Genomic DNA, 24,231 nt, shown 5'->3' on the forward strand with positions numbered 1-24,231 from the left:
GCCGCCCTGAACCGTCACCGGCGTGTCCGCCCTGCCGCCCGAGGCGAGGCGAACACGCCTGATGTGCAGGCGAGTTACGGGATGGCGGCGCCCTCCGCGCTGAGCGCCGCCGTCACCGGCTGGAAGAAGGTCTCGCCGCCCGAGGCGCAGTCGCCGCTGCCGCCCGAGGTGAGCCCGATCGCCGAGGAGCCGAGCACATCGAGGTCACCCTCGTCCTGCGCCGCCGCGCGCCGATCCCCCACGATCTGGTCGAGGGCACCGGCACCGTCACGCCGCAGGAACTGGCCCCGGTACGGGGCGGACCCGGCGGACGTCGAGCTGGCCACCATCGAACTCGGCGGCGGCCTCACCACCGGTGACCGTGCACACCCGCATCCTCGGCGGTGTCATCAACGAGTACCGCTACGCGGCTTGACCTGCAGCGACGACTTTCCGAGCCCCACAGGGTTCGGTCAGTGGCCGGGGACGCACCGGTACAGCGTCTGGGCGGTGGTTCCTTCGGCAGCCGCCCCCGGGACGGCGGGGGTGGCGCCGGAGGAGTCCGTGCCGCCGTAGGCGGAGGCCGGGACGCGGGTGCACGCGGACTGGACCCAGTCGGTGATCTGCGCAGTGACTGTCGTCGCCGTCGTCCCGCTGCCGCCGCCGAACAGGGAGCCCATGCCGCGGCCGCCGCCCAGCAGCACGTACCGCAGCTTGCCGGAGTCGACGAGTTGCCGGAACTGCGCCTCGGTGGGGAACGGCACCCGGCCGCTGAAGCCGCCGAGCGGCAGGACGTGGGCGCCGGTGGCGAGGATGTACGGGGACGCGCCGTTCCAACTGGTGGTGGCGAAGACGTACGCGGCCGAGCCCTGCTGCGCGGTGGTGTAGTGGAGCAACTTCCGCTGGGCCGTGGTGAGTCCGCCGTCCGCGCTGATGCCGCCGAAGCCGCCCGTGCCGACGCGGGGCGCCCCCGTCCCGCGCGTTTTACCGCGCGTCGTGCCGCCGCCCCAGCGCAGTTGGCCGGTCCGGCCGCTCGCGGACGTCACCGAGCCATGGCCGCGGTTCATGCCGGACGGGCCGACCGCGCCCATGCCGGAGCTGCTGTACGAGGGGTTGAGGACCTGCACCGCCCACGCGCCAGGCGCGACCAGCACCGCCGCAAGGGCCGCGGCGAGACCGGCGAGGGCGAGCCGGCCGCCGGACGCAGCGCGGCCGGGATGGGCCAGCACCAGCAGGACGACGGCGGCGAGACCGAGTACGCCGACCGCAGGGGCCAGCCACGGCAGGAACGACGGGAACTCGCCGGCGAGGTACGCGCTCCACGCCGCCGTCGCCGCCACCGCGCCCGGCAGCGCCCAGGAGCGGCGGCCGCCGGCCCGGTAGGCGCGCCACATCAGCACGGTGCCGCCACCGGTGAGCGCGCAGAGCGGTACCGCGATCACGCCCATGTAGTACGTGTGACCGCCGACGCTGCCCGCGCTGAAGACCACGAAGTAGGTGGTCAGCCAGGTGCCCCACAGAACGAATCCGGAACGGATCCGGTCGGTGCGCGGCCTGCCCCGGCGCCACAGCAGACCGCAGACGACGGCGACGGCGGCGATCGGGTAGAGCCAGCCGGTCTGCGAGGCGAGCGACGTGCCGAACATCTTCGACCAGCCGTCCTGGTCACCACCGCCCGAGCCGCCACCGCCGCCGGCCTGGCGCGCGGCGTTCGTCCGGGCTGCCGCAACCTGCGCGGATGCCGCGCCCTGGGAGCCGTTCTGGGCGCCCTGGACGCTCTGAGCGCCGGTCGTGCCGGTGGCGCGGCGGTGAGTGCCGACGCGGGCTCCGGTGCCGCCGGTCCGACCAGTCTGGCCCGTCTGGCCCGTTCGGCCCGTTCGGTCGGTGCCGGATGCCGCCTGCTGTCCTCCGCGGCCGCCTCCGCCGCCCTGTGTCGCGCTCACGCTGCCCGTGGAGGCCGCGCTGATGCCGAGCGAGGAGAAGCGGTTCAGGAAGTTGTAGCCGACCACCATGCTGAACGCGGAGTTGTTGGTGGTGCCGTCCACGTAGGGCCGGTCCTTGGCCGGGGTGAGAGTGACGGCGAGCATCCACGACGCCGACACGGCGGTCATGACCAAAGCAGACAGGCCGAGGTGCGCCAGCCGCTTCCGCAGCGCGATCGGCGCCGATGTCAGATAGACCAGGGCGAGCGCGGGAAGCACCGCCCACGCCTCCAGCATCTTGGCCTGGAAGCCGAGCCCGACCCATGCACCGGCGAGCACCAGTGGGCGCAGCCGGCCGTCCCGGGCGGCGCGTTGGGTGGCCTCAGCCGCCAGCAGCACACACAAGGTGAAGGCGGGGTCCTCGACCGCGGTCCGGAAGAGCCCCACGGCCACCGGGGTCAGCAGGAAGGCCGTGCAGGCGACAAGCGCCGCGTTGACTCCGGCCCAGCGGCGCACCAGTCGGTGCAGGACCAGCAGGCTCGCCACCCCCTCGATGACCTGGGGAAGGGTCAGCGCCCACGGATGGAATCCGAAGATCCGTGCGGAAAGCGCTTGTGGCCACAGGAATCCCGGCAATTTGTCGAGCGTGATGGAATTCCCGGGGTCGAACGAGCCGAAGAAGAAAGCCTTCCAGCTCTCCGTCATACTGCGGGCGGCATCCGCATAGAACGTGTGATATTGGCTGTGGTTGATCCCCCAGGTGTAGAGCACCGCGGCGAGGACCGTGATGACCAGCAGCGCCGGGCGCGCGTACGCCGGCTGGTCCACCGGCGACCTCCATGGCGCGCGGCGAACGGCACCGGTGGGTGCGGTCGGGTCGAGGACTGTCGTAGCCATGCGCAGCAGTCTTCGATACGGCGCTAGCCCGCCACGCCCATGCGGCCCGGTTCAAGGAAATTCTCATCAGACTCAGGAGAACCCTTTAACAGGACCGGGCAGAATTTCAATCTGTGGAGTGTCGTTCATTACCTACCGTATAAATTTGCCGTACCTGGAAATCACACAGTGGGCGCACAGCTTCTGCCTGGCGCGGGCCGCGTGGTAGTCATGGGGTGTGCGCTTCGAGATGGTTCCCATGCCGCCGACCGTTGAGGCCAGGCCGCGCGACACCCGCGGCTGCCCCGTTCCGGCCATCACCCCGTGGGAGGGCGAACAACCGCAGTTCGCCCTCACCGACTACGAGCGCAGCGCCAACTGCGCGCGGAAGCGGCTCTGCTCGGTCTGCAACGAGGAAATGCCGCAGGGTCCGGCCTGGCGCGTGGTGGGCGCAGCGGAGAGCACCACGATCGGCGAGGCGCTCGCTGCCGGGCGCCCCTACCGCAATCTCGCGCCGACCCTGGAGGGGCCGGGGCACCGCGCGTGCATGCTGTACGCCTCGATGGTGTGCCCGTATCTGGCCCGTCCCAACGCGCGGCGCGGACTGACGGCGGATCGGCCGGACGAGCTGACCGAGCATGTCGTCCGGGGCACCGTGCGCGGCACGATGGGCGCCGTGGTGGGGTTCGGGGAGTTCGAGTACGCGATCACCAGCAGCCAGGTGCTGTTCCGCTTCCTCGACGTGGTCGAGTTCCTGCCGCACGACACGGCGGACGCGCACCTGGACGAGCTGCGGGCCGAGCTCGCCCGGGCGGCGGAGTGACTCCGCGACCTGGACCAGCCCGGCCCGGTCTTTCGTATCTTTCGTACCGGATCAGGGGCGGTAGGCGGCCAGGCCGACGACCGAGGTGACCTTGGTCGGGTGGCCGGAGCCGTTGGCCGACAGGGTCACGGTGCCGGCGGGGGTCCGCACGGCGAGCGTGGTGCTGTCGGCGGACCAGGCCGGCTCGGTGTAGTCGGTGGTGGCGTGCGGGGTGAGATCCTTGACGCGGCCGCCGCTGGTGGTGAACTCCTCCACGAGGATGTGGTCGTGGCCGGCGACGGACCGCACGAACACGACCTCCTCCTCGTTGGGTGACAGGGCCGGCTGCGAACCCTTGGTCACCGCGCCGCCCTGCTGACGGATGTAGTCGTCGCGTATGTAGACGTCACCGGTGGAGGAGTTCGCATAGACCGAGGTGCCGTGGCCGCCGGCCGCGTTCGGCCACACGTTGCCGGTCTTCGGCAGCGCGGGCACGCCCGGGCCGGACTCCGCAGCCAGAGCGAGCGTCTTGGGAGTGCCATGCACCGCCGTGGCGGCCACGTACTCCAGCTTGGACACACCGTTGGCGCGGGCGGCGAAGATGAGGTTGTTCTTCGCGGGGATGCCGTCCTGCGTGTCGGCCTTGGCCACCTGCCAGGTGGGGTGGGACCAGTTCTGGTTGCCGGGGTTCTTGACGACCACGACGCGTCCGCTGCCATCGGCGCCCGCGACGTCCAGGTTTCCCGAGCCGTCGATGAAGGCGGCCTTGGCACCGTTCGGCGACCAGGCGAGATCCCGCACAACCACGCCGAAGTTCACCCAACGGCCGTTGATCAGCACGTACTTGCTGCCGTTGCTGATCGTCAGGGTCCCGCGCGAAGGGGCCTTGGCGGCGGCGAGGGCGGAGCCGGATCCGCCCAGCACCGCGGTGCCGGTGACGGCGGCGGCAAGGGCGATGGCGGCAGCGGTGTTGCGGACACGAGCGGACATGGTGTGTTCCCCCAGGGACGTGCACAGGAAGCGCGTCAGCACCAGAGCCGCGCCGCCGTCCCGGGCTGTTCCCCGTCCCTCGACCGCTTGCTGCTCTGTGTGGATGGGAGGAGCCTGTCAGCCCACTGTGCCTGAAGCGTCCTTCTGATGTCACAGCCCTGCAACACGATACCGACAGCGCCGCCGAACGCATGGGCCCCGGCCGCCCCGACCTTGGCCACGACCCGCAGGTGGCGGCCCGTCAGGACAAAGTGCGCGGTCTGGGGTTGCCCGGTTGTACCGCCGGAAGGCAATACCGGGGTCGGGGACGAAGCGCAGGGGATAGCCCTCGTAGCAGAGGTACGGCTTGTCGATGAGGGCGGGGGCGAGGACGGCTTTGGTGGCGGCGAACTGTTCGTCGTCGAACGCGGTGACCGGGCCGGGCGCGCAGCAGGGTGGCCGGGCCTTGTCCCATGGCGGCCTGGATGCGGTGCCCGGACGGATCATCCAGGCTGGCCAGGAAGCAGCTGGTCGGATCCTCCAAAGGCTCCGCGAAGGACTCCTCGAAGAACTTCTCAGGAGGCTCCCCCGAGGGCGAGGACGACCGAGAGCGTGGCGTCGTGCTCCTGGTAGTGCCCGGCAGCAGACTCCAGCACCTCCTGGGCGATCTCCCACTCGTCGGGGCGGGCCTTGGCATAGGGCCGCCAGCCGCTCACCAGGAGCAGACGGCCCGGGCTTGCGGGCCCCCAGTCGGGGTCGCCCAGGCAGTCCGCGAGCGCGTCCCAGTTCCGGCCGAACCACTCCGGCAGGTCGAGAGCGCGGACACAGCGATCCATGAAGCCGGCCTTGTCCGAAACCCCGGTGAGGTCGAGCACGCTGACCTGCCACCCGAGCGCGCGCGCCGCGCGCAACACCTCCGCCAACGGGCTGTCCGTCATCTCAGCACCGCCCTGAACGACTTGTAGTGATCACCGGTGTAGTAGATCTCACCGCCCTGCCCGGTGACAATGCGGCGGGCTCCCCGATGTCGCCCAGGACGTAGGTGAGTGTGTCCAGGGCGTCAACCCGCCCGTGACAGCCCTCGGCTGCCGGTAGCACACGGCTCGCATTGGCAATGGTCAGCGGAAAGGGCCGAGGGCGAGGCAAGCAGTGGGAGGTCGGCCCGGGAATGGTTCGCGTTCACGTTCGGAACCGGTCGGCCGGGCGGGCGGGCGCCCGCCCCGTCCTCCCGCCTTGAGGGAGACAGACCCGTTGAGGGAGACAGACCCGCCGTACGCCGCGCATGCGTGCCCATGACGCTGCTACGCGCCAGCGGCCTTCGGCTCGCTCATCCGGCGGGCGGCCTCGACGACCGCCGAGCGGTGCAGGGCCAGCCGCTGCGGCGACCAGGACTGGCCGGCCTCCTCAGGGTCGACGCCCTCGGCGGCCCAGAACCACGCCTGGGCCGCGGCGAGAACCATGGTCAGCAGATCGGCCGGCTCCATCTCCTGGGCGACCTCGCCACGCTGCTGCGCGTCGGCCACTTCGGCGGCTTTGCGTCGGAAGCCGTCCGGTTCGAGTCCGGTGACGGAGGGGCGCTCCAGCAGTTTCCATAGGCGCAGGCGCATCAGGTCCGGCCGGGCGACGAGGTGGTCGAAGATCGCACCTGCGTATCCAGGCAGGTCCTCGACGTCGAACGGCACCGACTCGGCACCCGCCGTCATTGCCCGTTGCAAAACCTCGTCGAACAACTGCTCCTTGTTGCCGAAGTAGGCGTAGATCAGCCGCTTGTTCGCCCCCGCGGCCTCCGCGATCCGGTCCACTCGGGCACCGGCGATGCCGTAGGCGGCGAATTCGGTGAAGGCGGCGTCGAGCAGCCGGGCCTTGGTGGCGCTGGAATCCCGTGGCATGTCTGCCACCCTAGCAAGTAACTATCTAGTTATTGACATGGGAAACCCACAGGTCTACGGTCATGTATCTATCCAGTTAGTTACGGACTAGAGGAACCCTTATGGAACACCGCGCACTGGGCGGCCAGGGCCTGACCGTCGGGGCCCAAGGCCTCGGTTGCATGGGTATGAGTGCCTTCTACGGCGCCACCGACGAGGCGGAGTCGCTGGCCACCGTCGACCGTGCGTTGGAGCTCGGCGTCACTTTGCTGGACACCGCCGAGAGCTACGGCCCCTTCATCAATGAGCAGCTTCTCGGCAAGGCGCTGGCCGGGCGCCGGGAGGCCGCCGTCCTCGCCACCAAGACGGGCGTGGAGATCACCGATGACGGCCGTGTGCTCGATCTCAACGGTCGGCCCGAGTACGTGCGCCGGGCGCTCGACCGGTCGCTGCGGCACCTGGGCAGTGACCATGTCGACCTGTACTACCTGCACCGTATCGACCCCAAGGTGCCGATCGAGGAGACCGTCGGCGCGCTGGCCGAGCTGGTCGCCGAGGGCAAGGTCCGCCACATCGGCTTGTGCGAGGCCTCCGCGCAGACGATCCGGCGTGCCCACGCCGTGCACCCGCTCACCGCCGTCCAGACGGAGTACTCGCTCTTCGAGCGCGGCATCGAACAGGACGGGGTGCGCGACACGCTGCGGGAGCTGGGGATCGGCCTGGTCGCCTACTCCCCGCTGGGGCGCGGCTTCCTGTCCGGCGCGATCACCAGCCCCGGCGACTTCGCCGAGGACGACTGGCGCCGCACCGACCCCCGGTTCCAGGGCGAGAACTTCGACCGCAATCTGGACGTCGTCCGGGAGGTCCGCCGTATCGCGGCCGACAAGAACGTCACCTCCTCCCAGCTGGCGCTCGCCTGGATCCAGCACCAGGGCGCGGTCGCCATCCCCGGCACCAAGCGCCGCCGCTACCTGGAGGAGAACGTCGCCGCGACCGAGGTGATCCTCACCGACGACGACATCGCCGCGATCGAGGCGGTCGCCCCGCACGGCGCGGTCACCGGCGACCGCTACGCACCCGAGTTCATGGGGACGCTCAACGGCTGAGAGCCGCCGACACCCTCACACCATCCCGTCGCGGGGCCACACCCCCCACATATACGGCCCCACGCCCTTATACGGCCCCACGCCCTCGCGTCCCGAAAGGACGTTCCCATGCCTCAGCCGGCCAAACGGTCCCAGATCACCATCGGCGCAACGACGATCACCTATCTCCCCGACGGTTTCGGCGCACACAATCCAGACGTCCTGTTCCCCGGCGTGGACTGGACGACGCGCCCCGGCCATCTCGAAGACGGGCAGCTCATCCTCTCGTTCGGATCCTTCCTGATACGCGCCGGAGACCAGAGGATCCTCGTGGATCTGGCCGTAGGGAAGATCGACGTGAACGTACCCGGCATCGCTCACCTCAAGGGCGGTGCGCTTCTGCACAACCTCGCCGAGGAAGGACTGACCGCCGACGACATCGACACGGTGGTGTACACCCATCTGCACCTCGATCACGTCGGCTGGACCAGCGATGTCGCGCCGCTGCCGAACGCGCCCGCGACGGACTCGCCCACCGGCCTCACCTTCGGCCGGGCACGCCATCTCATGTCGCAAGACGAGTGGCAGTACTGGTCGGCGAGGACGGCGACCATGGGCGGACCGGACGCCGAGGCAGTGCTCAAGCCACTCGACGGCGTCGTCGAGTTCGTCAGCAGCGGCGACAGCATCGCGCCCGGGGTGACCGTCGAGGCCACTCCGGGTCATACCCCCGGACACCTGGCGATCGTCGTGCGGGACACCTCGGGCGCCAGCACCGAATCGGCCTATATCGTGGGAGACATCCTCCACTCCCCCGCGCAGGTCTTTGACCCTGCCTTGGTGTTCTCCTCCGACGTCGTCCCGGACCAGGCCCGAGCGGTGCGCGACCGCGTGCTCCAGCGGCCGGACACCGTGATCGCGGCCGGGCACTTCACGGACGACGTGTTCGGCCGTGTCACATCGGCGGGCGACACACACGCCTGGACTCCCGCCGACGGCGCGCCGTCTTCCCGGTAACCCGACCGGACCTGCCGTCCCGGGTACGGCCCGGCCGCACCCTTCCGGCCAACCGTTCCTATGGACTGAGCAGGAATTAGCCCGATCAGCCGCGCGCCCCGAACGGTCTTGGGCGCTCCCCCACTGCCTTAAGGGCGTGGGAGGTACCCCCAGGTCCCCGGCGTACTCAACCCCGGGGCGGCGACACGCATCCTGTACGTGGTCCGATCCCGGGAGGCCAGTTCCCTACGCGACCCGGCCATATGGGTACGGCCAGAGGCGACGGGGAGGCCCTGAACCATCACTCTGGTGGAGCAGGGGCCCCGCACGCCGGCACCGCACCCGGCGTCCCAGATCGCACAGCCACGCCAACCCGGAGGGCCCAGGGCGCCGCAAGCCCGGAAGCCGACCATCACACGATCGAGCTAAAACGACCTCACGCACCCTCCTCGACGAGCAGGTGCCAACCCCCATCGCCGAGGCGCCGATCGCGATCGGCAAGTGAGCCACGCACCGTGCGGCCCTCGGTTTTCTCAAGTCACTCAAGTCACTCAAGTCAGGAGACCCACCTCATGTCCGTGCCTCAGACGCCCCACATGTTCGGGGCAAGCACAACCGCCGCCGAGGTCATCGACGGCGTGGACCTGCACGGCCGCCGGGCCGTGGTGACCGGAGCCAGTTCCGGAATCGGGGTCGAGACGGCCCGGGCGCTCGCCGCGGCGGGCGCCGACGTCACCCTCGCCGTGCGGGACACCGCCGCGGGCGCCCGCGTGGCGGCGCGCCTGGAGACGGAACTGCCCCCGCAATCCGGTAAGTTGACGGTGGAGCGGCTCGACCTGGCCGACCGGTCGACGGTCGCGGCGTTCGTGGCCGCCTGGACAGGCCCGTTGCACATCCTGGTCAACAATGCCGGAGTGATGGCCCCGCCGGAACTCACCCGCACGCCGGACGGCCGGGAAACACAGTTCGCCGTCAACCACCTGGGCCACTTCGCCCTCGCCGTCGGCCTGCACCCGGCACTCGCGGCGGCGGACAGCGCACGGATCGTCTCGGTGAGTTCCATCGGCCACCTCTTCTCACCGGTCGTCTTCGACGACCTGGACTACCGCTTCCGCCCCTACGACCCCTGGACCTCCTACGGGCAGTCCAAGACCGCCAACGCTCTGTTCGCCGTCGGTGCCGCCGAGCGATGGGCCGACGACGGCATCACCGCCAACGCACTCATGCCGGGCAACATCGCCGACACCTCCCTGGCCCGGCACATGGACATGCAGCAGGTGGCCGACTTCATCGCCGCGGGCGAACTCGCGCTGCCACCGCAGAAGACCGTGGAGCAGGGCGCCGCGACCTCGGTGCTGTTGGCCGCCTCACCGACGGTCGAGGGCATCACCGGCCGCTACTTCGAGGACTGTGCGCAGTCCGAGCCGGTCACCGAGCGAGCCGGGGCCGTCGCCGGCGTCGCACCGTACGCCCTGGACCGGGAGAACGCGGCCCGGCTGTGGGCCGTGTCCGAGGATCTCGTCCGCTAGAGCTCCACGCGAGCTCTAGGCTGCCGACATGACCTCGCGACACGAGCAGTGGGCCCGGCTGCGCCGCCGGCTGTGGCAGCCGCCGCGCGCCCATGGCGAGCAGCCGCGCGAGCGGGTGGTCGGCCCGCTCGAACTGTTCTACGACCTGGTCGTGGTCGTGCTGGTCGCCCAGGCCGCCCACCACTTGGCCGGGCACTTGACCTGGCGCGGCCTTGGCGAGTTCGCCGCGGTGTTCGCGCTGGTGTGGATCGCCTGGTTCAACGGCACCCTCCACCACGAACTCCACGGGCACGAGGATGCCCGCGGCCGGAGCATGTTCCTGCTGCAGATCCTGGTGCTCGTGCCGCTGGGCGCGTTCATCCCCGAGGCAGGCGGCGCACGCGGAGTCGCGTTCGCCGTGGACGCGGGGGTGCTGTTCGCGGTCCTTGCCGTGCTGTGGCTGCTCGCCGCACGCGGTGACAGCCCCGAATTCCGCCGCCCCAGCACGCTGTTCGTGACCGGGACGGCCGCCTGCGCGGCCGTCCTGGCCGCGAGCGCCGCCCTGCCCGCGGGCGTCCGCGTACTGACGTGGGGCCTGCTCGCCGTCGCCTACCTGGCGGGGTTCACGGTCATGATCGGTACGGCCACCCCGGTACAGGCGGTCGCGCTCAGCGTGACCGCCGCGCTCACCGAACGGTTCGGGCTGTTCATCATCATCGTGCTCGGCGAGACCGTGACCGGAGTGGTCGACGGACTGGCCCACGAGCCGGCCAACGCGCTCACCCTCGCCGTCGGGCTCGTCGCCGTCGTCGTCGGCTTCGGCGCCTGGTGGACCTACTTCGACTTCGCCGGACACCGGCGGCCGAGACCCACACGCGCGAGCACCGTGCAGTGGATGCTCATGCACTTGCCGCTCACGGCCGCGGTGGCCGCCATGGGCGCCGCGATGGTCGGCCTCGTCGAGCACGCCCACGACAGCCGGACCCCCGCCGCCACCGCCTGGGTGCTCTGCGGGGGCGCGGCCGTCGTGCTCTGCGCGACGATGGTGCTCGCGACCTCCCTGCGCGTCTGGCGCCTGGACCGCGGGCTCTACCGGCCGCTGGCCCGCACCTGCGCCGCCGTGGCCGTCATGTGCGTGGGCGTCGGCGCCGCACGCCCGGCACCACTCGTCCTCGGCCTCGCCCTCGTCCTCCTCCTCGGCGTCCCCTGGGGACTCGCCGTGGCATACCGCCTGTCCCACGAAGAGGAATCCGCCGCCGAGGAAGTGTCGGGGGTTGAGACTGATAGGGGTCGTTGATCGGGTAGTCGGTGTTCCCGGTCTCGACGCCGGCCGGTGATCCTGCGGGCATGACGTGGGGATGCAGACAGCGGTTGAGGATGGGAGATCTGTGTGATCGTCTGGGTGAACGGCGAGCGTGACAAGGCTGCCCGGCGGTGGTGCAGGGCTCAGATTGCAGACTGTGTGGCTGCGGCGGACGCTTTGCCTGTCGACACCGTCTTCTTGGACGGTGAACGGCCCCGGGACGAACTGGCCCACGAAGTACTGACGCGTGTCGGCGTGAGCTGGGGCTCGTAGACGTCTCTACCTCACCGGGTGTGATCTCCGGGCGCGTATCGGGTCCCCGGGAGGAGCGTTCCCGCACCCCGGTCAGCCGCGGCGCGCAGCGGCGTAGGCGCGTTCGAGTTCCGCGACCGTGGCGAGGAAGCCGGCCCCCTCGGTCCTGTGCAGGGTGTCGGTAGCGAGCCGGTCGAGGGTGGCCCATAGCTCGGCGAGCGGCCGGCGGAGCGCCTCACCATTGGCGGCGAGGGAGACGATGACGGCTCGGCGGTCGTGCTGGGCGGGGGCCCGGGTGAGGAGCCCGGCGTCCTCCATACGGCGGATCGATCGCGAGACCGTGGAGTGGTCGAGCCCAACCGCTTGCTGGAGCTCAGCCTGCGTCTGGCCGTCCCTGTCGAAGAGCTGCATGAGGATGAGTTCCTGGCCGGGGTGCAGGCCAAGTTTCAGCAGGAGTTCAGCGCCGTAACCGTGTAGTTCACGGGCGAGGGCGAAGAGCCCGAAGCTGACCGGGGCGTAGTCGACGAGGCTCGGCCGAGGCATCACCGGGTCAGGGTTCGCGGCTGGCATGGCGCTCCTCGGGCAATTGCGGGCCAGGCATATGTGTCTGACCACTAATACGGACGGAAACTCAGCGCCCCGGGTGCGACCTGGGCAGGGAATACTGTAATCGCCGCGGAGGGTTGCCGATCGGTCCCCCCGAGGCCGTCGGTCGGGGGAGTTTGGTCGGCCCGGAAGCCCGCCGCGAGGGTGCCGTCCGGGTATAACCGTGGGCGTTCCGGCGTCGGGGTCCGCCCCGCGTTGCTTAAACGCACCAAGATCGGGCCGAGGAGCGCCGTACCGTGACCGGCCCGGTGACTGACGCGGCCGCATCGAGCAGCGCGGAAGAGTATTTCCGACGTGCCCTGATGCGCGCCCTGAAGGCGATGCCGCGATCCTTGGACGACGACCTGCTGCAGGCAACGGGGCTGACACGCACCACAGCGTGCTGATGCCCCTGTCCGAGGTTGACGACCGCGAGTTGCGGATGACCGATCTGGCCAACGCCATGGCTCTGTCGGGGAGCCGGATCTCGTGAGTGGTGACGAGCATGGACTCGCGCGGTCCGCTGGAAGTGGCGCCACGCGAAGGACGCCTGGGGTATCGGGACGTCCTTGACCGATGCTGGATTCGCGCGGCCGCAGTCGGCGTACCCGGCCCACCGGGCTAGCGTGCGTGCGCGAGTGCTCGATCCTTTCGACGCCTCGGAGACGGACACCCTGGGCCGGCAGTTCGTACTGGTTGCCGAAGAACTCTCCCGAGGGGGCTCTTTCCGCCGCATGCGGCTGGCAAAGCATGCTGACACCGATAAAGAAATTGCTTGCAAAGGCAAGATGCGTGGTGCCAATGCCATTGCTGGCTGATCGATAGGAAATTTTCCCCGGCCAGAGCGATCCCGCGTGCGCTGCACCCGGCGGGAGTCGATTGGTTGGTTTGTCCTCATATTTCCTGGGGTTGTTTCGAACATCCCTCAATCCGGATCCGGATCCGATCGCGGCTCATTCCTTGCCGAGGCCGCCGCTTCCGCCGCGCCGGCGGCAGCACCCCCGGCCGTCGGGCGCACCGCAACTGCGGCCTTGGCAGCTTCGCCTCACAGCTCGCCCCCCGAAGACGGTCCGCCGGACCGCCGGGGCCGAGGCAGGATCACCCGCGGCTCGCGGCGGCGTAGGCGCGTTCGAGCTCCGCGGCGGCGGTGAGGAAGTCGGAGACCTCGGCCCTGCGCAGGGTGCCGGAGCGATCTCACTTGACATTCAGTGGCTAGACACCTAATTATGTGGCTAGACACGTTAATTCGAGCGCGGGGCTCTCCCCGCGACGAACCAGCCCAGGCGGAGGTGGTGCACGTGGCCGAGACCCCCTTGATCCCCAGGGGACATCGGTCCTTGCACCACCCACGCCGCCGGTGATCCCTGGCCGGGACTTCACCACTGCATCGGGCAACACGAAACCGCAGTCGGGTAACGGCCGAGCCGGGACCCGTGTCAGAGCCGCCTTTCCACCGGACCTGGCGGCACCGGACCCGCAGGATGCCGTCGCGCTGTCGGCGGGCCTGCTCCGATTCACGATGGGAACGAACAATGAGCGAAACCCTTGCTGCCGCGGATCTGCTGCGGCGCAGCCTGGACACCTTCCTCGCCAAGGACATGAAGGGCTGGGCGGATCTGTGCGACGAGAATGTCGTCGTCGAGTTCCCCTTCGCCCCCGAGGGCAGCCCCGCCCGGCTGGAGGGCCGGACCGCCATCTACGAGTACCTGCGCGGCTACCCCGACCTCATCGACGTGCACCAGATCACGTCGCTGCGCATCTACTCGACCGACGACCCGAACGTGGCCGTCGCAGACTGGGGTGTCACCGGTCGCGTCCTGGCCAACGGGAACCCCTACGAGATGAGTTACGCCACCTTCGTGACGTTCAAGGACGGCCTCATCGTCAAGTACCGCGAGTACTGGAACCCGATGGCGTTCATCGCAGCACTGAGCGGCGCGACCTTCTAGACCGCTGAGGTACGACGCCTAACCTGCGCGTTTCACCTGCCACGGTGTCCGGATCTTGATCGGAAACGCGAAAGTGCCCTCTGAGCTGCAATGCCGGTGAGTTAGCGCGTCGGTGCAGGTCAGGTGGGGTGTTTGGTAACTCTCAGTGTGTAGTGGACGTTACTGGGAGTGCGGGGCTGGTCCCGTTTTCTGACCTCGAAGGTGTTCTTGGACGGCTTCTTGATGCGCTGGCACTGCCGGTCGCGCCGGGTAGGGAGGAGGGCGGTCAGGAGTTCCGCTACGACCTCGCGGCGGGCGGTGCCCAGCGCGGTCGGGTCCGCTGCGGACTGGGCGGCGACCTTCAGGCGGGCAAGCTGCACCGTCACGGTGAAGGAGATCCGGTCGGGATCGATCCCGGCCTGCTCTGCGGCGTGCATCTCCAGTGCGCACAACGCCTGGTAGACGGTGAGGAGGGCGTAGATCTCCTGGCAGACCAATTCGGGCGCCTTGGAGCGCAGGATGAAGGCGGTGCCCCGCAGGCGGTTCTTCAGCTCCGCGAAACCGTTCTCGATCTCCCATCGCTGATGGTAGGTCATCGCCAGCTGGCGGGCCGGGGCGAGCCGGTGGTCCAGCAGGCTGGTGACCAGCCGGAACGTCTCAGTACGGGGCAGCCCGACTCGGGGCCGGACGGTCACGGTGTACTGGATGATCCGGACGGTGTGGCCTGTCGGCGGCTCGGCCAGGGTGCGGCCGGCAGCCCTGGCCTGTCCGTGCCGGATGGTCTCTTTCGGGGTCGGCATGACCGAAAGGTAGGACCCGTCGGGCAGTACCCGCAGCGGGACGAAGACCAGGTTCTTCTTGATCCGCCAGGCCAGATGGGCGCCGGTGGCCCGGGCCAGGCCCCACAGTTCGTAGCCGGAGAAGTTGCGGTCGGCCAGCAGCAGCATGTCCGGCCTCAGACAGGCCAGGAGCCGACGGGCGAGCTTGTGCTCGCTGAACTTGGCCACCGCGTCGAAGGCCGCGTCGACCAGGGCGTGGGTACCGCACTCGGTCAGCGCCATCAGGCGGACCTGGGGGTGTCCGCTCTGATTGACGCCGCCTTTGCCGGTGAAGCCGAACTCCCGTGCGTTGGCGGGGGTGTCGGGGACGTCCAGCGCTGTGCCGTCCCAGGCCACGAGTCGCAGCCCGAAGGCGAACACGCCCGGGGTGGCGGTCGTGGCCAGCGGGCCGCACCGCCGCTCGAACAGGATCTGCAGCGGCTTGGCGCCCAGCCGCTGCCGGGCCCGGGTCAGGGCGGAACTGCTGGGCAGTCGCTGCACGCACGCGCCCGGCAGGTGCCGCAGCTTCTCGGTCAGTGTGCGCAGGACCGACCGGTATCCCGGCGGACCGGCACTGTCGGAGCTGCTGAACAGGCACAACGCCAGGACGAAGTAGACCACCGCCCGGGCCGGCAGCAGTCGGCGGCGACGTTCGCCGCAGCCGGTCAACTCCACGACCTCGTCCACCAGTTCAGGGCTGATCTCCTCGGTCAACACGCCGAGACGGACATGCTCACCAAAGCGCCTGTCCGGCGGCACCACCAGCGGGTTCAACGGGACTTGGCCGTTCTCGTCGATAGCAGACGGCGGGCGGGCGATGGCACACTGAGCACCCAACGGAGTTCCCTTGCGGACAGTCGGATCTTGGTCGATCTTCTGTCCTACCGGGAGCTCCGTTGCTACGTCCCGGCCTCGCCGACACATCACCAGAAGTGACGAACTACGCAACGTCACCAGGGGATATTTCTACCCAAGCCCATCACCGTCGAGCGCCTGACCTGCACCGACGCGCTAACTCACCGGCATTGCTCTGAGCTGGGAAGATGAGGCTTTTCGAAGGTCTCTGTCATCCCGGCAGGAAGGCACTTTCTGCGTGCACAGCCGACGGCCACGGGGTGGTCAGCCATGCCGGGTCCCGTCTGCCGGCCGATCGGTGCGCGGTGGCCAGGGCGGTCGCCGAGGGGGCGGGCCGAGTCATCATGATCGGCGGGCCGCCTCGGGGCGTCGACGCGTTTCCAGGCCGGCCTTGCCGCGGCCCGCCGCGGGTGGCTGTGCCCCCGAGGGACTCAGCGGGCCTACCGGCTCCCTCGCGTCTCGTCGAGGAACCCCATGAAGTATGCGAACAAGCCGAGCAGGGGGATGAGGAGACTGTCCGTCAGCGGCCCTTGACGGCGCCGACGGACGAGCGGTTCACGAACGCGGCGAGGAGGCGGGGGTTTCACTCGACCCGTGGCGCCGATCGGCTCAGCTGTCCGCTGTCTCCGTGGTCCCCGTGGTGCCGGTCGACTCCGAGGACGGGGGCTTCGGCGTCTGCCGGACTGCGCGCAGCGCGAGGGAGAGTTCGGCGATGCCGCGGGGATCGGTTATGGAGCGGCCGGTACGTTCGGCGATGCGGCGCAGGCGCATGCGCACCGTGTTGGGATGAACGTACAGACTCTTGGCGGCCTCCTCGGCCGATCCGCCGCAGCCGAACCAGACGTCCAGCGTTTCCAGCATCAATTCGCGTTCGTCGACCGGCAGCGCCTCGATCGGACCGAGGACGTTGGTGGCGACGCGGGCCATGACGTCGGGTGCGCCGGCTGCCGCGACCGCGACCGGTGAGTCGTCGAAGACGGTCACGGCGCCGCTCTGGGCGTCGCCGCCGCGCATGGCGACCTTGGCGAATCGCAGAGCGTCCCCCGTGCGGTACAGGTCGTCGTAGGAGGGACTCACCCCCACGCGCCGCTCCGCCTGGTGTCCCAACACCTCGACGAGGTCGTCCAGGGCCCGCGGGGTACCCAGGTACACGATGCCCAGCTGGAGATCGGGGCGCAGCCGCCAGGCGGACCGGATGCCGCGCCGACTCAGGAGGGCCGCAACCTCCGGCAGAGCCTGCCGACCGATGTGCGGTACCTCTGCGGCGACCACGGTGAACGGACCGTTGCGCGGCACGCCCAGGACCTCCGCCGCGGACCACACGACGTCGGTGCCCATGCTCCTGCCCTCCAGGAGCGCCTCCACCAGCGCCGAACGCTCATGCTCATTGGCGAGGAGCCGCTCGGCCGCCGCGTCGTGGTATCCGGAGACCATGGCCTCGGTCATGCCGTCCTGAATCACCCACATCGCCGAGGCCGCCGCGACCAGCATGTCGCTCCCCACCAGGGAGTTTCTGGTGGCTTCGGCGACCGCTGCCTCCCAGAAGTACTTCACGCCGATGCGGTAGGCCGTCATCACGGCGGGAAGCGGCACATTCTGCAGGGCGCGTCGGCGGCCGATGCGGGCCGCGGCCTCGGTGTCCAGAGGTACCTGTCCGGTCAGCGCCCGGAGTATGTTGCCGAGGTGGGTCCGGCAAGCCTCCTCCAGATCCTCCGCGGGCACCACGTCGTAGTGGTAGTCCCGCGAGCCGGCGCGGATCCGCGCCGCCATCTCCTTCGCCAGCTCCCCGACGCGTTCGAGCAACACGGTCGCCAGGGCGTTGATCTCCTTGCCGACCAATGTCTTCTCCGGCTCACCGATCAGGGGTCTTCCCTTTACAGTACCGCCGGAACGCCAGCCCGCACCGCGGCGCGGAGCCGCCGCCTCGCACGGCCCCGGACGACGGGCCCCGTTTTCCTTGGCTTGAGAGGTCTGGTTCCCGAGTGAGACCCATCCGGGTGAAGCATGCGGTCGCCGAGGCGGGGTGGCGCCGGATGTGTGTCGGGGCAGGCTGCGATCGGCGCCGAGGTTCCCCCGGACCTGGTGTTCCACCTGGTCTGCCTCGAAGCCCCCGGCCGGCTGGTCCACCGGCTTCGGGTCGCCGTCGGCCGGACGCCAGAACCAGCCCAGGCCGAAGTCACACGCGGTGATGGTCAACGGTGGAGCGTCGGCACGTCAGCACGATGAGTGCGTTGACCAACTAGTCATGCGATGCGGCACTGTTCAGTCATGCGTGGCCGAACGGGATTGCCGGCCGTCCTGGTCTTCGGTGAGGGACGCCGACTGTGAGGCCTGGTCGTCCTCGCCGGGTGCCATCGCCTCCAGGGCGGCGCGGAGCGCGGCGCGTGAGGTGATACCAAGCTTGGGATACAGCCGGTGCAGATGGGAGCCGACCGTGCGGTGGGACAGGAACAGCCGTTCGCCGATCTGCTTGTTGGTCAGGCCGATGGCCGCCAGCTCGGCGATCTGCCGTTCCTGCACGGTCAACGCGGCTGTCGGTGCGTCGGGCCCGGTGCTGGTGGCAACGCCAGTAGCGCGTAGCTCGTTGCGGGCCCGCTGGGCCATGGCTTTGGCGCCGATCCGGTCGAAGGTTTCGAGGGCGGCGCTCAGGTACAGGCGGGCGCGGGGGTCGCGGGTGCGGCGCAGCCACTGCCCGTAGGCGAGCTGGATGCGCGCGTGTTCCCACGGCCACCGGGCCGCTTGGGGCAGGGACAGGGCTGCCTCGAACAGGGGGCCGGCTTCCTTCTCGTCGGCAGCCACAGCCGCGGCCCCGCCGGTGATCATCGCGATGCGGGGGGAGATGCGGTGGATGCCTGCCTCTTGGGCGGCGGCGACGTGGGCGCGGGCCTGGTCCATGCGGCCGGTGCGGACCGCCGCCTCGACCAGGTCCAGGACCACCCACCGGCCCGGGATGCCGGGGCTCGGTGCGCCGGGTGGGTCGATCCTGGCCACCTGGACGTGGGCCTCCTCGTAGTCGCCTTGGCCCATGGCAGCGAGGTGGCGAGCCGACCGTCCGTAGGCCTCCGTCACCTCGACGCCGCGGGGCGCCGCCCAGGTCGTGGTCTCCTCGCTGCGGGTCCGGGCGAGGTCCACGTCGCCACGAAGAGCCGCGCCTGATGCCAGCAGGGCCCGAATCTGTCGCTCCCAGAAGTGGTAGCCGTAGACCGCTGCCAGGTCCAACCCCTCCTGTGCCAGACTCTCGGCCTCGTCCCACTGCCCGTGGACGTAGGAGTCGTGGCAGAGCAGCATCAAAGCGGGAATGACCATGGCGATCGCGCCGCCGTCGCGTTCCCGTTCGATCATGCGAGAGACCAGGTACCTGTAGTCGCACAGGGCGTCCATCGCGACCGCCGCGAAGCCCAGGGGGATCAGCTCCCAGGGTGCCGCGTCGGCAGGCAGTGCCGCGAAGGCGTCGGCGAGGCCCTTCCGCAACGCATCGGGGGCGCGAGTGGGGTCGACGTACGCGTCGTAGCACAGTCTGAACGGTGTTACCGCAGCCGGTTCGAACCGGGCCATTGCGGTCTTGAGATGCTGCCACGGCTCGGGGCGGAGGGTATAGAGGCTGACGAGCAGCAGCGCGTACAGGATGCCGCAGTGGTCCCAGTTGTCGTTCTGGGCGATGTCGTCGTCGAGCGCCCGGGCCAGGAGCCGGTATGCGGCATCGACATCGCCCTCATCGTTGGTGAGGAGGTGGGCGGTGGCGGCGAAGACCAGCCCGGTCGGCGTGTCGGGTGCCTGTCCGGCATCGGCCAACAGCCGTGAAACGTCTTCAAGTTGACCAGTGAAGGTCGCGAGGTAGGCGGCCTCGACCAGTCGGCGGGACCGGTCGCCCGGATGCGGGCTGAGTTCACCGGCCCGCATGAGCCAGGCCACCGCGGCGGACGCAGCGACGCGCCGCCGGTCGACGACGGCCGCCTCGTCCAACGCCCCGGCCGCGGCGCCGGACGGTGCGCCGCGCCGCCAGGCGGACAGGGCTTCTTCCTCCAGCGCCCGCGCCACCGCCTCGTCCGGTCCGGTCGCGGCCTCGGCCAGATGCCACGCCCGGCGCTCAGGGGAGTCGGCCAGGGCCGCGGCCAGGGAGTGGTGCGCGCTCCGGCGTTCACTCGGGGATGCCAGGTGCACGATCGCGGCGCGGATCAGCGGATGGCGAAACGACATGTGGCCGACGGCCGCATCGACATGTACCAGGTCCGCCTGCTGCGCCGGGGCGAGGTCGTCGATGGCCGCAGAGTCCTGCGCGGCCTTCCGTATCGTGGTCAGGTCAGCGGCGGCGTCCAGCGCAGCCATGAGCAGCACCCTTCGGGTCGGCGCCGACAGCCTTTCGATGGCAGAGGCGAAGGTCGCCTCCAGCCGCCCGGAAAGGGGCAGGAGCGCGGGCAGCGGGTCCTGGCCTGAGCGCTGTCGGCTGCTCAGCGCCGCCGGCAGCTCCCGCAGCGCGAGCGGGTTGCCCGCGGCCTCGGCCAGCAATCGCCGCCGTACCGACGGCCCCAGCCCGGGCCATCGAGCGTCCAGCAGCTCGGCTGCCGCCTGCGCAGCCAGCGGCCCGATCTCGCGCACGGGCAGCTGGAGTTGGTGGAAGAAACAGCCCGCCCCGGTCCGCATGGCGGCCAGGAAGACGATCGGATGGTCGCTGATCCTGCGGACGACGAACCCTAGCGCGGTCGCGCTGGCGCAGTCGAGCCACGGCACGTCGTCGGCGATCAGCAGCAGCGGACGCTCGACGGTGACCTCGGCGAGCAGGGCGAGTACGGCCGTCGAGGCGGCCGACGGGTCCGGGGACGGTCCCGGCGTGAGACCGAAGATCCGGTGGAGGACGTCGCAATGGTGGTCGGCGAGCCGGTCGGCGTGATGGCGCAGCGGGTAGAGCATCTGGTGCAGCGCCGAGAAGTTCATCTCGGCCTCGAACTCCACGGCGGAGGCGCGCAGTACCCGCATTCCGACGTCTGCGGCCCGCGCTGCGGCGGCATCCAGCAGTGCCGTCTTTCCCACCCCCGGGGCGCCGCGCAGCAGCAGGCCGGGGCGGCCCCGATCGCGCCCGGCGAACAGCGAGTCCATCAGTTCCAGCTCGGCCGTGCGCCCAGCCAGGTCCGCTCCAGGCTGTGAATTCACCGACTTCCCGCCATCAAGCTGCTTGCCGGAAAAATTATGATGGGTTGACAAGAAAAAGCATCCCTTGCTATTCATTCAATCTGCGACGATCAAGGCCCGGCTCGTAGCCGGTCCTCGGCCCGGCCGCCGGGCTCGGCGGCGCCGCCCGCCGTGATGAACCGGCCGACGGCGAGGAATCGGGGCCTCCGACTATCCGAAGTCCGCCCACTGCGACCGCGTGGGGACCACGACGCCGACCATCGCTGACACTGACCTCCCGCAGGTTTCTCGTGGACGGTCGGGCCGACGCCCCGTACCGACATGGCCTCTTTTCGCCCTCGGGCTCGCACGGCGACGACCCCCGCCCGGCGACAGCGCGAGGACGGCGACTCGTCGCGAGCGTGAGCCACACCTGGCCCCCCGAGTCCTGTCTCTGTGGTGCCGGGACCTGGTCCCTTCGGCCCTGACAACGATGTCCACGACACAAAGCCATGGCGGAGCACGGGTCAGGGTTCACTTGCCCTCGCGGCGACCACGGACAGGTGTAGCCCTACAACACGCGCACCCCACAGCAGGTAGAACGGAAAATGCTGTCGCTGAACAGCCTGCGTGCACGCCAAAGATGGCGGAACAGCGAACCTCGGACAACCTCGAAGCGGCACGGGAGGAGGCGTACCGTCCCCACGCGGGCGAACGTCCGCTTCACATAGACAGCAAAATCATCACTGATTGAGGAACGGTGGTCCATGTTCCCGGCCACAGCAATCGGCTCCAACGGCAGTGACTGGCCACACCGTCGCCGCGAGGCATCCGACCGGGGATTCTGTACATCTCCGCCAGACGCCAATGAAATGGGTCAGGCCCCGGCCCACCGGCTGCGCGTGTTCGATGCCTTCCGCATCCTGGCGCGCCACCACCGAGTCACCATCGGGACTGTCGCGGGGCGATCGGGCCGGAGGCGACACCTCGCCGTACCAGCCGGTCAACAGGCAGCGGGTCGTGGGCGTTGTCCCACGACCCGCTGCCCCGGCCGTTCAGCCGCTCGCACCCGCAGGCACGTCTGAAACCGACTACTTCGCGGCGTCGGCCGCTTCGTCCGCCTCCGCCCTTGCCAGAACCGCGTCCAGCGTGGCGTACTCGGCCTCCTCGACGGCCGCGATCGCGAAGTCGATGGCGTCGGCGGCGTACTCCTCGGCATCGTCGGCGGCGTTCTGCAGACGCTTCACATCACGCTCCGCCTTACGTTCCTCCAGCTTCTCGCGGACCGAGTCCACATGCTCCTGCCAGGAAGTCTGCACCTGGTTCCAGGTTCCGGCGACGTTCGCCTTCGCCCGTTGCCCACTCGCCTGCAGCCTCTGCGCGCCCTGCTCGGCCCTGTCCTTTGCGTCGGCCACCGCGGCGGACAGCTTCTGCCGGTCCTCCGCGGCACTTGCTGCCACGGTCCGCTGCGCTTCCTGGGCCTTCTGCGAGAGCTCGGCGAGGCGGCCGGCCGGGCCGTCCGAGGTGGTGCCAGGCGCCTGGTTCTTCTGCGGTGTCGGGTCTGACATGGTGCATCCCTTCCTTGACGGATGTGTGCTGTTCGATGACGGGACGTACTGAGGTGCATACCGGGGGAAATCAGTGGGACCGGGCGAGTCGCCTCGTGGTGTGCGTGGCGCGGCGGATCCTCGCGGACACCACGAGTACGAAGGCCCCGTGCAGGATGCTGAAGACGCCGAACACGGAGACGAGCGTGACCGCGCCGGCACCGGGCCGCGCGGCGAGCACGATCCCGAGGAGGAGAGACACCAAACCGCTGAGCAGCCACATCGCCCGCTCCCCAGCGCTCTCGCCGTGCCGGAACGACAGGGCCACCTCCATGACTCCGGTGACCAGTGCCCACGCCGCCACGCATACCGTCAGCACCAGCGCCGTAACCCCCGGCCATGTCAGCGAGCCGAACGCCGCGGCCAAGGCCAGAGCGGCGAGGAGTAGATACCCGGCTACCGGGCCGATGCGGTCACTGTTGAAGGCACGCATGACATCGATACCGGCAGCGATGAGGGCATAGACGGCGAACGCGACGGCGAACGCCCCCACGGTGACGCCGGGCCACGCCAACGAGACGACTCCGACGACGACGGCCAGCAGCCCTCGCGAGATCAGAGGGGTCGCCGTCGACTTGGCCATCCTCATGCCCTTCTTCCTTCGGAGAGTGCCCACTCCCGCGGAGTGGCGCGGAAGCGGCGCTGCCGTCACTCTGCCGCAGCGCCGGCCCGGCTCACTTCGGTCAATCGACTCAATGAACGACGTACGGATACGCATTCGGTCTTGTACGCAGTCGATTGACCCAAGGGAGGCACCTGCCCCGCGCGTACGTTGGCGAGCGTCTCTCGAGAGCAGCGGATCAAGGAGTGGCCATGGCCCCTGACAGCAACGGGTTCGACATACGTCTTCCGAACGAGCGGGCCGTTCTCGCGCGGATGCGCGGGACCCAGGACCGGATCGCGGACGCGATCACCGCCTTCGCCGGAACCATGCAGTTCGTCTATATCCACGCGGCGTGGTTCACGGTCTGGATTGCCTTCAACGAGGGGCTGTTCGGCCACTCCGCAGTCTGGGACCCGTACCCTTACGGACTGCTCACCATGATCGTCAGCCTTGAGGCGATCTTTCTGTCCACGTTCGTGATGGTGAGCCAGAACCGCCAGGCCGCCCGCGAGAACGTCCGCGCCGACCTGGACTTCGAGACCAATATCCGCTCGGAGGTGTGGGCGGCTCACATCGGACGTGCCCTCAAAGTCGACCCCAAGCAGGTCGAACAGGAGGTGCAGACCCTCCTGGCGCAGAACCAGGCGAAGATGAACGGCACCGAGCAGCCCTCTCCATAGATGCGGTGAGACAGAAGCGTGGAGCCGCAGCGTGAGCCGGCGTCCTCCCTCCCCCACCCACATCCCCCCATACCGTCCGCCGATCAGCCAATCGACTGAAGCCGCGACACCGGGCCAGTGGTGACGATGATCTGCACAGGATCGACCTGTCACCGGGAGGAAACGTCATGATCCCTCGACATCGCCCTTTCCTCGCCTACTGGAACTGGCAACAACACGCACGCTGCCGGGGCATGGACAGCTCCGTCTTCTTCTCTCCGTCCGACGAGCGCGGTGCCGAGAAGCGGGCGCGGGAGAAGAAGGCCCGGGCCGTCTGCAGGCATTGCCCTGTGATCGAGGCCTGTGCCTGGACCGCGATGAGCGGTCCTGAACCGTACGGCGTCTGGGGAGGCATGTCCGAGGGTGAACGCGGACGGCTTCGGCAGCCCCGGCCCCGCAGAATCATTGCGAACGAGTCCGAAAAATCCGATTCTTAAGTGAAGGTGCTG

20 protein-coding genes and 2 pseudogenes are annotated in these 24,231 nt (G+C 69.5%); 10 read left to right on the plus strand and 12 right to left on the minus strand.

Going from position 1 to position 24,231, the window contains the following annotated elements:
• Positions 1-74 precede the first annotated feature (74 nt).
• Together OG747_RS06915 and OG747_RS06920 are read right to left on the minus strand one after the other, a co-directional pair.
• Positions 75-194, minus strand: a pseudogene (locus OG747_RS06915) (S1 family peptidase); the annotation flags it as partial.
• A 258-nt stretch (positions 195-452) separates the two neighbouring features.
• On the minus strand, positions 453-2,798 hold the full coding sequence (locus tag OG747_RS06920; protein WP_405878403.1) for an ArnT family glycosyltransferase: 2,346 nt from the start codon (positions 2,796-2,798) through the stop codon (positions 453-455).
• Positions 2,799-3,036: 238 nt separating this feature from the next.
• Between OG747_RS06920 and OG747_RS06925 the strand changes: the two genes are divergently transcribed.
• Entirely contained in the window at positions 3,037-3,600 is a 564-nt protein-coding gene (locus OG747_RS06925; protein ID WP_405878404.1) for a hypothetical protein, read from the plus strand.
• Positions 3,601-3,651: 51 nt separating this feature from the next.
• On the opposite strand, the gene OG747_RS06930 is transcribed toward OG747_RS06925, so the two are convergent.
• From OG747_RS06930 to OG747_RS06945, 4 genes and pseudogenes are all read right to left on the minus strand, one after another.
• Entirely contained in the window at positions 3,652-4,569 is a 918-nt protein-coding gene (locus OG747_RS06930; RefSeq protein WP_405878405.1) for a hypothetical protein, read from the minus strand.
• Positions 4,570-5,123: 554 nt separating this feature from the next.
• Positions 5,124-5,486, minus strand: coding sequence for a barstar family protein (locus OG747_RS06935; protein WP_405878406.1), 363 nt, complete (start codon positions 5,484-5,486; stop codon positions 5,124-5,126).
• A pseudogene (locus tag OG747_RS06940) lies at positions 5,483-5,584 on the minus strand (ribonuclease domain-containing protein); the annotation flags it as partial. The pseudogene OG747_RS06940 and the gene OG747_RS06935, both read right to left, overlap by 4 nt.
• Positions 5,585-5,849: 265 nt before the next feature.
• Complete coding sequence (locus OG747_RS06945; RefSeq protein ID WP_405878407.1) at positions 5,850-6,437, minus strand: TetR family transcriptional regulator; 588 nt, start codon at positions 6,435-6,437, stop codon at positions 5,850-5,852.
• A 101-nt stretch (positions 6,438-6,538) separates the two neighbouring features.
• On the opposite strand from OG747_RS06945, the gene OG747_RS06950 reads away from it, so the two are divergent.
• From OG747_RS06950 to OG747_RS06965, 4 genes are all read left to right on the plus strand, one after another.
• Positions 6,539-7,522, plus strand: coding sequence for an aldo/keto reductase (locus OG747_RS06950; RefSeq protein WP_405878408.1), 984 nt, complete (start codon positions 6,539-6,541; stop codon positions 7,520-7,522).
• 108 nt (positions 7,523-7,630) lie between these two features.
• Positions 7,631-8,518: an MBL fold metallo-hydrolase gene (locus tag OG747_RS06955; RefSeq protein WP_405878409.1), complete on the plus strand. Its 888-nt coding sequence runs from the start codon at positions 7,631-7,633 to the stop codon at positions 8,516-8,518.
• 551 nt (positions 8,519-9,069) lie between these two features.
• The gene (locus OG747_RS06960; RefSeq protein ID WP_405878410.1) at positions 9,070-10,026 is read left to right on the plus strand and encodes an SDR family NAD(P)-dependent oxidoreductase; all 957 of its coding nucleotides are present in this window, start codon (positions 9,070-9,072) and stop codon (positions 10,024-10,026) included.
• A 28-nt stretch (positions 10,027-10,054) separates the two neighbouring features.
• On the plus strand, positions 10,055-11,302 hold the full coding sequence (locus OG747_RS06965; protein WP_405878411.1) for a low temperature requirement protein A: 1,248 nt from the start codon (positions 10,055-10,057) through the stop codon (positions 11,300-11,302).
• Between the two features lie 351 nt (positions 11,303-11,653).
• Here the strand turns inward: OG747_RS06965 and OG747_RS06970 are convergent, their stop codons facing one another.
• Complete coding sequence (locus tag OG747_RS06970; RefSeq protein WP_405878412.1) at positions 11,654-12,130, minus strand: MarR family winged helix-turn-helix transcriptional regulator; 477 nt, start codon at positions 12,128-12,130, stop codon at positions 11,654-11,656.
• 272 nt (positions 12,131-12,402) lie between these two features.
• On the opposite strand from OG747_RS06970, the gene OG747_RS06975 reads away from it, so the two are divergent.
• From OG747_RS06975 to OG747_RS06985, 3 genes are all read left to right on the plus strand, one after another.
• The gene (locus OG747_RS06975; protein WP_405878413.1) at positions 12,403-12,552 is read left to right on the plus strand and encodes a hypothetical protein; all 150 of its coding nucleotides are present in this window, start codon (positions 12,403-12,405) and stop codon (positions 12,550-12,552) included.
• A gap of 231 nt (positions 12,553-12,783) precedes the next feature.
• Complete coding sequence (locus OG747_RS06980) at positions 12,784-12,963, plus strand: hypothetical protein (protein ID WP_405878414.1); 180 nt, start codon at positions 12,784-12,786, stop codon at positions 12,961-12,963.
• 714 nt (positions 12,964-13,677) lie between these two features.
• Entirely contained in the window at positions 13,678-14,094 is a 417-nt protein-coding gene (locus OG747_RS06985) for a nuclear transport factor 2 family protein (RefSeq protein WP_405878415.1), read from the plus strand.
• Positions 14,095-14,213: 119 nt separating this feature from the next.
• On the opposite strand, the gene OG747_RS06990 is transcribed toward OG747_RS06985, so the two are convergent.
• From OG747_RS06990 to OG747_RS07010, 5 genes are all read right to left on the minus strand, one after another.
• Complete coding sequence (locus tag OG747_RS06990) at positions 14,214-15,728, minus strand: IS4 family transposase (RefSeq protein WP_405878416.1); 1,515 nt, start codon at positions 15,726-15,728, stop codon at positions 14,214-14,216.
• A 627-nt stretch (positions 15,729-16,355) separates the two neighbouring features.
• Entirely contained in the window at positions 16,356-17,585 is a 1,230-nt protein-coding gene (locus OG747_RS06995) for a PucR family transcriptional regulator (RefSeq protein WP_405878417.1), read from the minus strand.
• Between the two features lie 423 nt (positions 17,586-18,008).
• Positions 18,009-20,894 carry an AAA family ATPase gene (locus OG747_RS07000; protein ID WP_405878418.1) on the minus strand — a complete coding sequence of 962 codons (2,886 nt, stop codon included), beginning with the start codon at positions 20,892-20,894 and terminating at the stop codon, positions 18,009-18,011.
• A 1,049-nt stretch (positions 20,895-21,943) separates the two neighbouring features.
• The gene (locus OG747_RS07005; protein ID WP_405878419.1) at positions 21,944-22,420 is read right to left on the minus strand and encodes a hypothetical protein; all 477 of its coding nucleotides are present in this window, start codon (positions 22,418-22,420) and stop codon (positions 21,944-21,946) included.
• A gap of 70 nt (positions 22,421-22,490) precedes the next feature.
• A complete protein-coding gene (locus tag OG747_RS07010) occupies positions 22,491-23,048 on the minus strand; it encodes a DUF308 domain-containing protein (protein WP_405878420.1) in 558 nt (185 codons plus the stop codon).
• 224 nt (positions 23,049-23,272) lie between these two features.
• Here OG747_RS07010 and OG747_RS07015 point away from each other — a divergent pair, with 224 nt between their 5' ends.
• Both OG747_RS07015 and OG747_RS07020 read left to right on the plus strand, forming a co-directional pair.
• Positions 23,273-23,743 (plus strand): DUF1003 domain-containing protein, encoded by a 471-nt coding sequence (locus tag OG747_RS07015; protein WP_405878421.1) that lies wholly within the window; start codon positions 23,273-23,275, stop codon positions 23,741-23,743.
• 167 nt (positions 23,744-23,910) lie between these two features.
• The gene (locus OG747_RS07020) at positions 23,911-24,219 is read left to right on the plus strand and encodes a WhiB family transcriptional regulator (protein WP_405878422.1); all 309 of its coding nucleotides are present in this window, start codon (positions 23,911-23,913) and stop codon (positions 24,217-24,219) included.
• Positions 24,220-24,231 lie beyond the last annotated feature (12 nt).

It is taken from the genome of Streptomyces sp. NBC_01384 (genome assembly GCF_045040035.1).
Taxonomy (GTDB): Bacteria; Actinomycetota; Actinomycetes; order Streptomycetales; family Streptomycetaceae; genus Streptomyces.

Excerpts from the sequence above, each read along its gene's own strand:
- OG747_RS07005 (WP_405878419.1), bottom strand. The coding sequence starts at position 22,420 with ATGTCAGACCCGACACCGCAGAAGAACCAGGCGCCTGGCACCACCTCG.
- OG747_RS06925 (WP_405878404.1), top strand. The coding sequence starts at position 3,037 with ATGCCGCCGACCGTTGAGGCCAGGCCGCGCGACACCCGCGGCTGCCCC.
- OG747_RS06950 (WP_405878408.1), top strand. The coding sequence starts at position 6,539 with ATGGAACACCGCGCACTGGGCGGCCAGGGCCTGACCGTCGGGGCCCAA.
- OG747_RS06955 (WP_405878409.1), top strand. The coding sequence starts at position 7,631 with ATGCCTCAGCCGGCCAAACGGTCCCAGATCACCATCGGCGCAACGACG.
- OG747_RS06970 (WP_405878412.1), bottom strand. The coding sequence starts at position 12,130 with ATGCCAGCCGCGAACCCTGACCCGGTGATGCCTCGGCCGAGCCTCGTC.
- OG747_RS06985 (WP_405878415.1), top strand. The coding sequence starts at position 13,678 with ATGAGCGAAACCCTTGCTGCCGCGGATCTGCTGCGGCGCAGCCTGGAC.
- OG747_RS07020 (WP_405878422.1), top strand. The coding sequence starts at position 23,911 with ATGATCCCTCGACATCGCCCTTTCCTCGCCTACTGGAACTGGCAACAA.
- OG747_RS06965 (WP_405878411.1), top strand. The coding sequence starts at position 10,055 with ATGACCTCGCGACACGAGCAGTGGGCCCGGCTGCGCCGCCGGCTGTGG.
- OG747_RS06945 (WP_405878407.1), bottom strand. The coding sequence starts at position 6,437 with ATGCCACGGGATTCCAGCGCCACCAAGGCCCGGCTGCTCGACGCCGCC.
- OG747_RS06930 (WP_405878405.1), bottom strand. The coding sequence starts at position 4,569 with ATGTCCGCTCGTGTCCGCAACACCGCTGCCGCCATCGCCCTTGCCGCC.
- OG747_RS07010 (WP_405878420.1), bottom strand. The coding sequence starts at position 23,048 with ATGAGGATGGCCAAGTCGACGGCGACCCCTCTGATCTCGCGAGGGCTG.
- OG747_RS06920 (WP_405878403.1), bottom strand. The coding sequence starts at position 2,798 with ATGGCTACGACAGTCCTCGACCCGACCGCACCCACCGGTGCCGTTCGC.
- OG747_RS06935 (WP_405878406.1), bottom strand. The coding sequence starts at position 5,486 with ATGACGGACAGCCCGTTGGCGGAGGTGTTGCGCGCGGCGCGCGCGCTC.
- OG747_RS07015 (WP_405878421.1), top strand. The coding sequence starts at position 23,273 with ATGGCCCCTGACAGCAACGGGTTCGACATACGTCTTCCGAACGAGCGG.
- OG747_RS06960 (WP_405878410.1), top strand. The coding sequence starts at position 9,070 with ATGTCCGTGCCTCAGACGCCCCACATGTTCGGGGCAAGCACAACCGCC.